Raw genomic sequence first — 12,579 nt, 5'->3', positions numbered from 1 at the left:
TCTTGAACGGATTTGCCAAGGCGGCTCCATGTTCAGCGACCTGAAAATCGTCACGGGTTCTGCCAATCCTGAGCTCGCAAGGTCCATCTGCGACCACTTGGGCTGCCAGCTCACCCCCACCCTTGCCACGACCTTCAGTGACGGCGAGCTGCGCGTCGAGATTGGCGACAATGTGCGCGAGGACGACGTTTTTGTCGTCCAGCCCACCTGCCCGCCGGACGTGAACCGCAACTTCATGCAGCTCTGCCTCATGATGGACGCCCTCAAACGCGCGAGCGCCGGGCGCATCACCGCGGTCATCCCCTACTACGCCTATGCCCGGCAGGACAGGAAGGTCAGCCCGCGCGCGCCCATCAGCGCCAAGATGGTGGCCGATTTCATCAGCGTGGCCGGGGCCGACCGGGTCGTCACCATCGACCTGCACGCCGGCCAGATCCAGGGCTTCTTCAACTGCCCGGTGGATAATCTTTTCGCCGTGCCCGTCATGATGGACAGCCTGCGCGACCTGCATACCGACAATATCGTCATCGTTTCGCCGGATGCGGGCGGTGTGGAGCGCGCCAGGGCCTACGCCAAGCGGCTCAACGCGCCCCTCGCCATCGTGGACAAGCGCCGCGACAAGCCCAACCAGGCCCAGGCCATGCACGTCATCGGCGACGTGGAGGGTAAGGTCGCCATCGTGGTGGACGACATGATCGACACCGCGGGCACGCTCTGCGCGGGCGCGGAGGTGCTGCTCAACTACGGCGCCACGCGTATCGTGGCCTGCGCGACGCACCCGGTGCTTTCCGGGCCGGCCATCGACCGCATCAATGCGACCGACGCCCTTTCTCAGGTCATCGTGACCGACACCATCCCCCTCGGCGACAAGCTGGAGCGCTGCCCCAAGCTTAAGGTGGCTTCCGTGGCCGCGCTTCTTGGCAAGACTATCCACAATATCCATACGGGTTCCTCGGTGAGCGTGCTCTTTGTGTAGCGGGCCGGGGACATCATCAGGGAAGAACAATTTCCGCACGTTTCGGCGGTCAGCAAGGAGAGCGAGATGAGCATCGAAAAAACATTGAATGTCCAGAAGCGTGATGGCCGCGGCAAGGGCCCCAACGGCCGTCTTCGCTCCAAGGATCTGGTGCCGGGGGTCTTCTACACCGCCACGGGCGAGAACGTTATGGTCCAGGCGCCCACCCTGCCGCTGGAAAAGCTCTATGAAGCCGTGGGGCATACCACGGTGTTCAATCTGGAAATCGACGACAACGGCACCAAGGAAGTGCATCCCGTGCTCATCTGGCAGGTGCAGCGCCATCCCTACAAGAACTGCTTTCTCCATATCGACTATTACGGCGTGGATCTTGACAAGGAAGTCAAGGTCGATGTGCCGCTGGAATTTGTGGGCGTTGCCAAGGGCACCAAGCTCGGCGGCATCCTCGAGACCTACCGCGAGAACGTGCGCCTGGCGAGCAAGCCCATGGACATGCCGCAGAAGGTCGTGGTGGACGTGACGGACATGAATATCGGCGACACCATTTCCGTGGCCGACCTCAAGCTGCCCGAAAATGTCTCCGCCGTGCATGACCGCAATTTCGCCATCGTCAGCGTGCTTGCCAAGAGCAAGGACGACGCGGGCGAAGAGGGCGAGGGCGAGGCGGCCGCCGAATAGCGCTTTCCCGGAAAGAGGCGGCGCCCGGCCCTTGCCCCTGCCGCCGCGCGGAACGTGTCAGCATCCTGAGGCCGGCCCATCGCGGGTCGGCCTCTTCATATCAGACCCTGCTCCCCGGACGCCATGCCCCCCGCCCCGCACTTCCAGCGCCTTGAACACGAGGGGCGCCGCTTTACCCTTGAGCTCTGGGCCAATGCCGGCGCAGGGAGCGTGCTCTTTTATCCGGGCACCATGCTCTCGCCCAGCCAATACCGGCCGCTCATGCGCGCCCTGCATGACGCTGGCCTTGCCGTGGCCGGCCTGCATCTCGAAGGGCATGGCGTCAATCCGCACAAAGGCGGCTTCACCTTTGCCTCGCTCCTGGAAGACGGCCTTCATGCCGAGCGCTGGCTGCACGCTGCCGGCGCAGGTCCCGTGGCCGTGTGCGGGCACAGCCAGGGAGGCATCCTTGCCACGGCACATGCCGGAAGGTCGCGCACGCTCACGGCGGCCTTCGCCATCTGCACCATATTGCCGCAAATGACGGAGGCCATCACACTCACCCGCTTTGCACGCTTCGCCGGGGAGCGCGACCGGATCGAGAGTGGCATCGCGCGCCTCGGGCGCGTCCTCCCATGGCTGCCCGTGACCGTGAACTGCTATCTCTCCGTGCGCCGGGTCCTGGCGGGTCATGGAGAGATCAGCATGGCGAGGCGCGGCAGCCGCCTGAGCTACCCCCTGGGTTTTCTGGCGAGCCTGTTCACTACCCGCGTTTCCCCGCTGCTCCATTGCCCGTTCCGGCTCTACAATGCGAAAGACGACGCCCTGTTCACACCAGAGCTTGCGCGTGCTGTGTTCCGCGAGATCAGGGCGCCGGAAAAAAGCCTCGTCTGGCTCCCCTCCGGGGGGCATATGGCGCCCATGGCGCCGCGCCAGGCCGCCTTCATCGCCCGGGATGCGGCCGCCGTCTGCGCGGGCCTCGGCATGCCGCTACGCCTTGATGCGGCGGGGGCCTGACAGCGGCCGCGGCCAAAAATCGTTCTCAGAGGGAGACTTCCATGGAATATACTGGCGCCCTGGTGGGCCTTGGCAATCCCGGCAACCGCTTTGCGGGCACGCGGCACAACCTGGGCTTCGCCTTTGTGGACTTCGTGCTCGGGCACGCGCGCGGGGCCGGGCAGGTGGAAGCCCTCAACGGCGGCCGCTTCCAGTGCGATCTCTGGCGCCTGCGCATGAAGGGCCTCCCCGGGCTCTGGCTCGCGGCCAAGCCGCTGACCATGATGAACGCGAGCGGCCATTGCGTCCAGCCGCTCCTCGCCTGGCACAAGATAGCGCCAGCGAGGCTCGTGGTGGCGCATGACGAGCTTGACATCCCCCCGGGCGAACTGCGCTACAAGTTCGGGGGCGGCAATGCCGGGCATAATGGGCTCGCCTCCATCTGCGAGCAGTTGGGCACCCCGGATTTCGGCCGCCTGCGCATCGGCATCGGCCGGCCCCCGCACAAGGGCGATGTCATCAACTGGGTTCTCGGGCGCCCGGATGCGGAAGACGCCAGACGCATGGAAGACGCCATGCCGGCCGCGCTTGCGGTCTTTCTTGCCGCCGCTTCAGGGGATACGGCCAAGGCCGCCCGGCTGGCGCGCAGCGCCGGCGCCCCGGCTGCCTGAGCAGGCTGCAAGGGCACCCGGGGCGCTGAGAAAAAGGAAAATACGCCTCCCCTGCTGGACACTCATCCGTAAATCCGATATGATTTTAACACAGTCGTATTTTGGCGCCTTTGCGCAACCGTGTTCTTGTCCCTGCCTCCCCCCTACGGGAATCGGCCACCCGGGCGCAGCCGGAATGCCGTCCGCAGCGAATGAACCGACTCTTCATAATCTGCGCAGTTGCGCCGCACAGCGCAGGGATGGCATATGTTCTCACCGGACAAGCTCGTGGTGTATCCGGCCCAGGGCGTGGGCAGGATAGAGCGCATCGACCACAAGGACATCGGCGGCGTTGCCTGCGAATTCTATATCGTGCGCATCCGGGCCAACAACATTACCCTCATGGTGCCGGTGCACAATGCCGTCAATGTGGGCCTTCGGCCGCTCATCACGCGCAAGGAGGCGAGCCGCATCCTCGACATGCTGCGCAGTGACCGCGAGCGCACCGTCTTCACCGGCCAGAACTGGAACCGCCGCTTCCGCGAATATTCGGAACGCCTGAAAAGCCCGGAGCTCGCCGTCGTGGCCGATGTGCTGCGGGAGCTTTTGCTCATCGGCCGCACCAAGGAACTCTCTTTCGGGGAGCGGCGCCTGCTCGAACAGGCCATGAGCCTCGTGGGCGGCGAGCTCGCCGAAGTCCTCGGACTCTCGGCGGAGGAACTGCGTGACGAGCTGACGGCCCTCTACGCCGCGGCCCAGCCGGCTGCCGAAACCCACTGCCAGAGCGCCTGAACGCGGGGACGCTTCCGCCTGCTTCCGACCCCTATGGCTTGCCCGCGTTGGGCCGGCTATCTCTTGGGCCTCGTCTTGCCGGGGCGCCCTGCCTGTTAGCCCGCAGCCAAAGAGCCAGCGCGCCCACCTGCGGAAGAGCGCGGCTTCGTTCAACATTTTGCGAAATATCCGCTTTTTTCCTTGCCATTCGGGTGGGAATGCCCTAGTGTTGCTGCCGCACGCCTTGCATCCATCCCATCCTTCCGGCCCTTCGGTTCTGTTCGGCTTGGCACTCCGCTGCCCTCACCGTTGTTTGAAACCTCACTACCTTTATGCGCAAGAAAAAAACCACACCCACCCTGATCACTGACAATGGCCTGAGCCTCACCGACCTCAAAACCCGCAGCATGCAAGAGCTCATGGAGCTTGCCGAACAGTACGAGATCGAAAATGCCAGTTCCATGCGCAAGCAGGAGCTCATCTTCGCCCTCCTGTCCACCTGCGCCTCGCAAAACGGCGCCATTTACGGCGACGGCGTGCTTGAGATCCTGCCGGACGGTTTCGGCTTTCTCCGTTCCCCGCTGTACAGCTTCATGCCAGGGCCCGACGACATCTATGTGTCCCCCTCCCAGATCCGCCGCTTTTCGCTGCGCAAGGGCGACGTGGTTTCGGGCCAGATACGCCCCCCCAAGGAGGGGGAGCGCTATTTCGCCCTGCTCAAGGTGACGGAGATTGGCTTCGAGCCGCCGGAAAACGCCAAGAATCTCGTTCTTTTCGACAACCTCACCCCCATCTATCCCGACCACCAGCTCGTCATGGAAAATGGCGAGAAGAATCTCTCCAACCGCGTCATCGACCTCATGGCGCCCATCGGCTGCGGGCAGCGCGGCCTTATCGTGGCGCCCCCGCGCACGGGCAAGACCATCCTGCTCCAGTCGCTCGCCAACGCCATCATCGCCAACAATCCTGACGTGTACCTCATCGTGCTGCTCATCGACGAGCGCCCCGAGGAGGTGACGGACATGGAGCGCACGGTCAAGAAGGCGGAGGTCATCAGTTCCACCTTCGACGAACCGCCGCAGCGCCATGTGCAGGTCTGCGAGATGGTGCTCGAAAAGGCCAAGCGCCTTGTGGAGCGCAAGCGGGACGTGGTCATCCTGCTGGATTCCATCACGCGCCTGGGCCGGGCCTACAATGCGGTGACGCCCTCTTCCGGGCGGGTGCTCTCCGGCGGCCTGGACGCCAACGCCCTGCAGCGGCCCAAGCGCTTCTTTGGCGCGGCCCGCAATATCGAGGAGGGCGGCAGCCTCACCATTATCGCCACCGCGCTCATCGACACCGGCTCGCGTATGGACGAAGTCATTTTCGAGGAGTTCAAGGGCACGGGCAACATGGAGATCTATCTCGACCGCCACCTCTCCGAAAAGCGCGTCTTCCCGGCCATCGACATCAACCGCACGGGCACCCGCAAGGAAGACCTGCTTCTCCCCGACGACGTGCTCAACCGCGTCTGGCTGCTGCGCAAGATCCTTGCGCCCATGGCGCCGCTCGACAGCATGGAATTCCTCCTCGACAAGATGCGCGGCACCCCCTCCAACAAGGACTTCCTCAACGCCATGGGCAAATAGCCCCCGGCGTTGTACGGTTCCGGCACGGCGCGGGGGCCTCTTCCCGTGCCGTGCCTCCCAGTCAGGATGTCGTCTCCCGATTCTCCCCGGCCCCACGTCACGCCCCCGCAACTCGCGTTGCCGTGGCCCGCATTGTGCGAGGGGCCAAGGCTCTTCATCCTTGCCATGGCGCCGGGCGGCCGCAGCCAGAGTCTTGGCCGCTTTTTGGGCGCGGCCTTCGTGGCCTTCGGGCTGCTCCTGCTGCTCGTGGGCACCCAGAAAGCCCTGCCACCGGCGCTGGCGGGGGGCGGCGCCTGCATTTTCGCCGGAGTGGGGCTCCTCGCCGCCGTGCGCCGCGGGGCGGCTCCGCTGTTGCTGCTGGACGGCGAGAACGGCACGGCCATCCTGTGCCGGCGCCGGCTTGGCGGCCGGGCCTTCAGGGCCTTTCCGCTGGAGACTCTGGAATGGACGGCCAGCCCTGACGGCAGGCACGTCTCCATCCACCCGCTGGCCAAGGGCCCGGCCGGCCGGGAGATCCCCGCTCTGCCCTCGCGCATTTCCGACCGGGGCTGGCGCCAAGGGATGACGCTCCCCACGCCCACGGGGGAGGCCGGGGCGACTATCGCCGCGCTCAAGCTCTGGCAGAGCCTCGCCCGTCAGGGTGAGGCTCCCGCCATCCCCGATGCCTGCGACAGCGACGAATTCTCCGCCCTTATGGGCAAAAAACTGCCAGCGGCACTTCTATCGAACCTTGATGGAAGTGACACAACGCTATGGCAGGCGGGAAAAGAAGAGGATAGGGACGAGGCGCCAGAACGGCCCCTGCGTGATCCCATCCACTCCGCAGAACCACATCCTGAGATCCGGCGTGCGCCCGATTTGCGGGAGAGTTCCGCCAGAAGGGACAAGCGGGACTAGGTTGGCCCAGGCCCGGCTCAGGCCAGCGCCGTGTGCAGCTGTTCCGCGCGCTCCAGCGCGGATCGCCAGGCGCCCCGGGAATAGTCCTCATTTTGGAGCGCCATCTGCGCGTGCCCGGCGAAGATGCGCAGCATGGGCGGCTGCGTGAGCCAGAAATCCTCAGGCAGCGGCGCGCCCCCCTGCCTGGCCCATCCCGTAAGCAGCCGGTCAACGGCTGCCCGCAGCCGCCCGGCGAGCACCGGCTGCGCCTCGAGGAGCGCTTTGGCGCGGCGCTCAAGCAGAGGCTCGAATCCCGGCGCCGAAAACGCAAGAAAAGCTCCCTGCCAGAAGTCTTCCAGCAAGCGGCCGACCGAGGGGGCAGGCCCCACCGGGTCGACGGTGTGCAGCCCGAGTTCGTCCCGGCCTGTGCGCAGCAACTGCAAGCCCGGCCACTCCGCATCGCCCCGGATGTCTTTCGGATGGTCCAGCACGGCGTGGACGGCGCGCGCCACGGCCTCGGCGCTGAACGCCGCCTTGCAGGCGAGGCGGTGCCGCTGGCAGCTCCAGCAGCCCACGCAGCTCATGGCAGCGCGGAGCACCCACTGCCCCGGCGAGACCGGCCCTGTCTCCCGGGCGTGCACGGGCCCCATGGAGAGGTTGAGCACAGAGACGCCCATCCAGTCCGCAAGGTGCATGGGGCCGGTATCCGGGGTGATGCAAAGGTCAAGACCGCTCATGACCGCCGCCACCTCGCGCAGGGAAAGGCGACCGCAAAGGTTGGCCTGCGGCAGCCGGGCAAGCCGCCCCACCTCCTCCCCCAGTTCGCGCTCGGCCGGCCCCCCGAGAAAGACCGGCACGAGGCCCGAGCGCACAAGGCGCCCCGCGAGGCGCGCCCAGAAACGGGCATCCGGGCGCTTGGCGGGTTCGCTCGCGCCGAGCACGAGGCCCACCCGTCCTTCCCTGACACGCTCCGGGCGCGCTGCCGGTGATGGCCACGGGGAGCCCGGCGGCAACACATCCAGCCGGTTCAGGTCGGCCCAGTGAAAGGCATTGTGGCGGTTGTTGCGCGTGAGCGCCGTGCGATACAGTTGCCAGAAGCCCTTGACGCGCAAGGCGCCGCCCTCGGCCACGGGGCCGAGCTTGAGGGGGGCGGTGAGCTTCGCCATGCAGGCCGCGGCGTCCGCCCGGCTGTCAAGGTTGATGGCAGCGGCATAGCGGCGCTCGGCCATGGCCGGTAGGTGCTCCGGCGGGAAAAAGACGGCCTGCGGCGCGAGCGGCATGAGCTCCTGAAAAAAGCGCGGGTCAGCCGCCACCCAGAGCGGGTGGCCCTGGTAGCGGCGCCCGAGCTCCAGCAGCAGGGGGAAGGTGAGGATCAGATCCCCCAGGCGCCTGAGCTGGAGGACGAGGACCGGGTCGGCGCTCATCCCGCCGCCTTGGGAGCCCCAGCCGCAGGAGTGCCGTATATGGCGCGCATTTCGGCGAGCAGGGTCTCCAGGCGGTGCGCCCAGGTGTGGCAGGCGAGCACCCGGCGGCGCCCAGCCGTGACGAGCCGCTGGCGCTCGTCCGGGTGATCCAGATAGCGGCGCACCAGCTCGGGGATTTCGTCCGGTTCGCGGTAGCAGGCCATCTCCTCCGGGGTGAACAGCTGCTCCATCTGCGGGCGCCAGTCGGTGAGCACGAAGGCGCCGGCCGCGGGCACATCGAAGACGCGCTGGTTGACCGCGCCCTTCATCTGCTTGCTCGTGCTGTTGAAATTGATGGCCGAATGCCCGTAAAAGGCCGGGAGCTGCGTATAATAGCTGAGTTCGCCCAGGTAGCGTGGCTGGGGCACGGCATCCCTGAACTCTATTTTCCAGCCGCCGTCGCCAACGATGAGCGGCCGGAAGGGCATGAGGCGGCGGACGCAATCATTGCGATAGAGGCGCGTCGCCTGCCAGGTGATGGCGGTCTCATAGGCAAGCCGCGCCTCATTGCCTGGCAGGAGCAGGTAACCGTCATATACCTTGGGGAAGCGCTGGCAGAGAAAATCCGCCACGCTGCGAAATTCGCTGTGCGCAAAGGCTTGCGACACCTCACGGAAGGGGAGCAGCAACTCCCGCGGGAAGTGGCCCTGCTTGAGGCGCCCTCCCACCTTGTAGAGCATGGAATTGCCCACGAAGGACACATCGGCCTTCCACGCTTCGGGCACGGCCTTGCGCGTGGGCGCGAAGCGCTCCGGGTCCGTCCCCAGGGGCAGGTAGCGCACATGCTCGAAGCCCGCGGCCTCGAGGCTCGGCACATTGTCCGCGTCCCACGTGAACAGGGTCGTCCACGGGCTCACACAGCGCGTATAGAGATGGATGATGAGGTGTGGATTGTCCACGAACCACGAGGCGAGCGGGAGCTGGAGCTTCGCCAGCAGATCCATGAGCACGCCTTCCACGTCCACGCCCATATGGTTGAGCGTGAGGCAGCAGTCCGGCCTGAAGGAAAGCACGGCCTCGAGCAGCTGGCGCACGAAGGCGTCCTGCGCCACCTCGCCCTCACCCACCGACACGAGGTGATAGTCGATGCCAAGCTTGCGGCAGGCGCCCTCAAGCTCGCCCATGAGGAAATACTTGCTCGTCAGCAGAAGGACGCGGGGCTTGGCGCCGCGAAAGCGCGGCTGCACGGCGCGGCTCCAGAAATCAAAACGGGCGCTGGCGTTGAGGCTGTCGCGCACGGTGCCGTAATAGGCCTTGTCGAGACGCTGGTAAAAGGCCAGCGGCACCGGCACAAGCGGCTTGCCGCCATGGGCGAGCTGCCAGCGGGTGAGCTCGGCGAGCGCCGCCGCTGGCTCACCTTCGTCCACCACGAGAAGGCGCTCCCTGCTGCCCTCGGGGAGCGCCGCCAGGGTGCCCGTGAGCGCTTCGAGCTCCGCTTCCTTGTCCACCACGGCGAGCGGGCCGCTCCAGGCCTCAAGCAGGCGCCCGAGCGCATGCCCGAGGCCGGCGCCCAGAAGGACGGGGAGCACGTTCTCCCCGCCTTTGCCGGCCAGTTCTTTGAGGAAGGTCTCCACGGGCGCGAGCTCCCGCCGCGGGCCGCCCGGCCCGAGCATGGCTACGCTGCGTCCCTTTTCATGGGCGACGATGTCGGCGGGCCTTCCCGCGCACCCGGGCGCCGCTACGGCTTCATAGCGCCGCTCCGCGCCGTCATCCGCCTTCACTGGGCAGCCTTTGCGGGCAGCGGCTCCACCACGATGTCATTGTAGCAGAGCCGGAAGAGCACGTTTTCATACGGCCGCTCCACCATCATGAAGGCCCTGCCGATGGAGATCTCCACCCCGGGATGGACGATGCCCGCCACCATGAGGCGGCAGTTTTGCAGATTGTTCTCGTCCTGTGAAAGGTGCGACCACAGCTCCGTGCGGCGGCGCATGATGACCTCGCGCTGGGCGGTGAGGCGCGCGAGCTTGCGCGAGGCCTCGCTGGCGTCCGGCGGGAGGTGCCCGGCCACGGCCTTCAGGTGGGTGATGGTCTGGGACAGCGTGGCGATCATCTGGTCGATCTTTTCCAGATGGCGGATATTGAGCGGGTCATAGCCGAGATAGACCTTGGTGGGCACGCCTGCGCGGTTGCCGAGCTGTGTGCCCACGTGGACGCTGCCATAGGCGTTCACCGTGCTGCCGTACAGCTGGCCGCGGACGACCATGTTGGCCCCGGCGTAGACCGTACTGTAGAGGCAGTACTTGTCGATGAGCATGTTGCCGCGGGCGCGCGCCTCCACCTTTTCGAGGAAGGGCACGAGGAGCTTGCCGCCGGCATCGAGCAGGCAATGCTGGCCGGAGCCGCCCCGGGCGCCGCCCTCAACCATGAGGTCGCGCCGGGCACGCACCACGCCCCCCTCCACCATGCCCATGATGCGCAGGTTGTTGGCCTGCACCGAAAAGCCGGAGCGCACCGAACCGTGCACGGCCATGTCGCCCACAAAGAAGATGTTGCCCGTGTGGAAGCTCACATCCTTGCGCACATTGAGCAGGCTTTTGACCGTGATCTGGCCTTCATTGTAAAAAACATAGCCCTTGGACGCGGCCAGGAGATAACGGGGATAGGCCGGGTCCACCCGGGTATTGGCGCCGGCGGGAAAGTCCGGCCCGGAGAGGATGAAGCGCGGGTCCGGCTTCTCATCGAGCTCGTCGAGCGGGACGATCTCGGCCAGGATCTGCCCGGCGATGACGTTCTGCACATAGCCGAGGCTGTAGAGATCGGCGCTGTCGTCCGTGCCCACGCCGCCGCCGGGCTTGGCGCTCAGGTGGTCAAAATCAGGGTTGAAGTAATGCTTTAAGTAGTAACGCACAGGTACCGTCCATACAGGGGCGTGGAGTCATGCTTCGTGGCGCCCGGGGAAGGCGGCCATCACACCGCCGGGGCGCAGGCTTCGGGAATGAAGTTCCTGAGCTCTTCCTCGCTTTCGCAGGTGGGGAAAAAGCCCTCGATCTCGGCCTTCTGCAACAGCGCCGTCACATGCGGGGCAGGCCCCAGGAGCACCAGGCGCCGCCCGTAGCGCTGCATGGAGGTATTCAGGCTCACGAGCACCCCGAGGCCCGCCACTTCCATGCGGCCGGCCGCGCCAAGGTCGAGCACGAGCTGGCTGATGCCCGGGGTCTTGCTGTGCTCCCGCATGACCTTGTTGAAGGCGGCCACATCCTCCATGAGCACGTCGCCGGTGAGGCGCACCGTGAGCGTCGTGCCGTGGTTCAGTACTTCCAGCGCGTACATCTGGCCCCCTCAGTCGGTCTTGGGCGCTGCTTCGGGGCCGGCCGTCCCCTTGGGCGCGGCCCCCGCCTCGTCGTACTCGCGCTCAAGCGAATCCATGAGCTCGCGCACGGAAACGATGGAATCCACGCGGGAGACGTTTTCGCCACAAAAGGCGAAGCCTCGGTCAAGGTTGCCGCGCATGGCGCTGATGAGGGCCTGCGCGATGCAATAGGGCGTTTTTTCCTGCTGGCAGGTGCTCACGCAGTGGAAGATGCACTTGAAGGGTTTTTTCAGGCCCTCGCGCGCCGCCTCGATAAAGCCGTTGTTCAGCGCGCGCCCCGGCATGCCGACAGGGCTGCTGATGATGGTCACATCCTCTTCGCGCGCGTCAAGATAGCTTTGCTTGAAGCGGTCGTCGGCGTCGCATTCGTGCGTCGCCACGAAGCGCGTGCCCATCTGCACGCCGGCCGCGCCCAGATCGAGAAATTTCCTGATGTCCGCGCCGGTATAGACGCCTCCGGCCGCGATGACCGGCACCGCACGGCCGTGCGCGTCTTCCAGGGGCTTGACGGCGTCCACCACTTCCGGCACGAGCACCTCGAGCGCGTGGCCCGGGTCTGCAAGATCCTCCCGCTTGAAGCCGAGATGGCCGCCGGCCTTGGGCCCCTCCACCACGAAGGCGTCCGGAAGGTAGCCGAAACGGGAGAGCCACTTCTTGGCGATGACCGTGGCCGCGCGCCCGGAGGAAACGATGGGCACGAGCTTGGTCTTGAATTCCTTTTTCTTTACCTCGCAGAGCTCGCGCAGGTGGCGGGGCATGTCGAGCGGGAGCCCGGCGCCGGAAAAGATAACGTCCACCTTGCTCTCGATGGCCTCGCGCACCATCTGGCTGAAGGTGGTGAGGGCCACCATGATGTTGACGCCGATGATGCCGTTCGAGAGCTCGCGCGCCTTGCGGATCTCGTTGCGAAGCGCGCGCACATTGGCCTCGATGGGGTTTCTCGCCACATCCGGCTCGCGCATGCCGATCATGGCGCCGGCGATGACGCCGATGCCCCCCTGGTTGGCAACGGCGGAGGCAAGCCCGGAAAGGGAGATGCCAACGCCCATGCCGCCCTGAACCACAGGAATCCTGGCCACGAGGTCGCCTAGCTGCAAAACAGGGAATGCCATATCTGAATCCTCCCGGAACTGCTGGCCGCCGGGCCTCATTCCGGCGTGAAACGACAAAGGGATTGCTCCAATATAGGGCCATGCCGCCCGGGACGCAAGGCAATTACGCCCCCGAACGGGCATTTCTCGTGGGTGCG

At 66.0% G+C, this 12,579-nt stretch carries 12 protein-coding genes; 7 read left to right on the top strand and 5 right to left on the bottom strand.

Going from position 1 to position 12,579, the window contains the following annotated elements; translation table 11 throughout:
- Positions 1–28: 28 nt before the first annotated feature.
- The 7 genes from HDR50_RS11610 (at position 29) to HDR50_RS11580 (ending at position 6,575) form a co-directional block, all read left to right on the top strand.
- Positions 29–976, top strand: a complete 948-nt coding sequence (locus HDR50_RS11610) for a ribose-phosphate pyrophosphokinase (protein WP_291358375.1) — start codon at positions 29–31, stop codon at positions 974–976.
- A gap of 66 nt (positions 977–1,042) precedes the next feature.
- Positions 1,043–1,654: a 50S ribosomal protein L25/general stress protein Ctc gene (locus tag HDR50_RS11605; protein ID WP_291358373.1), complete on the top strand. Its 612-nt coding sequence runs from the start codon at positions 1,043–1,045 to the stop codon at positions 1,652–1,654.
- Positions 1,655–1,777: 123 nt separating this feature from the next.
- A complete protein-coding gene (locus HDR50_RS11600) occupies positions 1,778–2,650 on the top strand; it encodes an alpha/beta fold hydrolase (protein WP_291358371.1) in 873 nt (290 codons plus the stop codon).
- Positions 2,651–2,691: 41 nt separating this feature from the next.
- Complete coding sequence (gene pth, locus HDR50_RS11595) at positions 2,692–3,300, top strand: aminoacyl-tRNA hydrolase (protein ID WP_291358369.1); 609 nt, start codon at positions 2,692–2,694, stop codon at positions 3,298–3,300.
- A 246-nt stretch (positions 3,301–3,546) separates the two neighbouring features.
- A complete protein-coding gene (locus HDR50_RS11590; protein ID WP_291358367.1) occupies positions 3,547–4,071 on the top strand; it encodes a CarD family transcriptional regulator in 525 nt (174 codons plus the stop codon).
- A 311-nt stretch (positions 4,072–4,382) separates the two neighbouring features.
- Entirely contained in the window at positions 4,383–5,678 is a 1,296-nt protein-coding gene (gene rho / locus HDR50_RS11585; protein WP_291358365.1) for a transcription termination factor Rho, read from the top strand.
- Positions 5,679–5,744: 66 nt separating this feature from the next.
- Positions 5,745–6,575 (top strand): hypothetical protein, encoded by an 831-nt coding sequence (locus HDR50_RS11580; RefSeq protein WP_291358363.1) that lies wholly within the window; start codon positions 5,745–5,747, stop codon positions 6,573–6,575.
- 17 nt (positions 6,576–6,592) lie between these two features.
- Here the strand turns inward: HDR50_RS11580 and HDR50_RS11575 are convergent, their stop codons facing one another.
- Genes HDR50_RS11575 through HDR50_RS11555 form a run of 5 tightly spaced genes read right to left on the bottom strand, consistent with a single transcriptional unit; the run spans position 6,593 to position 12,442 of the window.
- Complete coding sequence (locus tag HDR50_RS11575; RefSeq protein ID WP_291358362.1) at positions 6,593–7,978, bottom strand: glycosyltransferase family 9 protein; 1,386 nt, start codon at positions 7,976–7,978, stop codon at positions 6,593–6,595.
- The gene (locus tag HDR50_RS11570) at positions 7,975–9,738 is read right to left on the bottom strand and encodes a glycosyltransferase (protein ID WP_291358361.1); all 1,764 of its coding nucleotides are present in this window, start codon (positions 9,736–9,738) and stop codon (positions 7,975–7,977) included. Before HDR50_RS11570 ends, HDR50_RS11575 begins: the two co-directional genes overlap by 4 nt.
- Complete coding sequence (locus tag HDR50_RS11565; protein WP_291358360.1) at positions 9,735–10,868, bottom strand: FapA family protein; 1,134 nt, start codon at positions 10,866–10,868, stop codon at positions 9,735–9,737. The genes HDR50_RS11570 and HDR50_RS11565 overlap by 4 nt, the downstream gene beginning before the upstream one ends.
- Positions 10,869–10,927: 59 nt before the next feature.
- Entirely contained in the window at positions 10,928–11,290 is a 363-nt protein-coding gene (locus tag HDR50_RS11560; protein WP_291358358.1) for an STAS domain-containing protein, read from the bottom strand.
- A 9-nt stretch (positions 11,291–11,299) separates the two neighbouring features.
- Complete coding sequence (locus HDR50_RS11555; protein ID WP_291358357.1) at positions 11,300–12,442, bottom strand: nitronate monooxygenase; 1,143 nt, start codon at positions 12,440–12,442, stop codon at positions 11,300–11,302.
- Positions 12,443–12,579 lie beyond the last annotated feature (137 nt).

Source organism: Desulfovibrio sp. (genome assembly GCF_014803725.1).
Classification (GTDB): domain Bacteria; phylum Desulfobacterota; class Desulfovibrionia; order Desulfovibrionales; family Desulfovibrionaceae; genus Desulfovibrio.
This window is presented reverse-complemented; position numbering and strand designations above follow the sequence as displayed.

What these genes read in the sequence shown, in the direction of transcription:
- HDR50_RS11560 (WP_291358358.1), bottom strand. Translation starts at nt 11,290, where the DNA reads ATGTACGCGCTGGAAGTACTGAACCACGGCACGACGCTCACGGTGCGC.
- HDR50_RS11590 (WP_291358367.1), top strand. Translation starts at nt 3,547, where the DNA reads ATGTTCTCACCGGACAAGCTCGTGGTGTATCCGGCCCAGGGCGTGGGC.
- HDR50_RS11575 (WP_291358362.1), bottom strand. Translation starts at nt 7,978, where the DNA reads ATGAGCGCCGACCCGGTCCTCGTCCTCCAGCTCAGGCGCCTGGGGGAT.
- HDR50_RS11610 (WP_291358375.1), top strand. Translation starts at nt 29, where the DNA reads ATGTTCAGCGACCTGAAAATCGTCACGGGTTCTGCCAATCCTGAGCTC.
- pth (WP_291358369.1), top strand. Translation starts at nt 2,692, where the DNA reads ATGGAATATACTGGCGCCCTGGTGGGCCTTGGCAATCCCGGCAACCGC.
- HDR50_RS11580 (WP_291358363.1), top strand. Translation starts at nt 5,745, where the DNA reads ATGTCGTCTCCCGATTCTCCCCGGCCCCACGTCACGCCCCCGCAACTC.
- rho (WP_291358365.1), top strand. Translation starts at nt 4,383, where the DNA reads ATGCGCAAGAAAAAAACCACACCCACCCTGATCACTGACAATGGCCTG.
- HDR50_RS11605 (WP_291358373.1), top strand. Translation starts at nt 1,043, where the DNA reads ATGAGCATCGAAAAAACATTGAATGTCCAGAAGCGTGATGGCCGCGGC.
- HDR50_RS11555 (WP_291358357.1), bottom strand. Translation starts at nt 12,442, where the DNA reads ATGGCATTCCCTGTTTTGCAGCTAGGCGACCTCGTGGCCAGGATTCCT.
- HDR50_RS11600 (WP_291358371.1), top strand. Translation starts at nt 1,778, where the DNA reads ATGCCCCCCGCCCCGCACTTCCAGCGCCTTGAACACGAGGGGCGCCGC.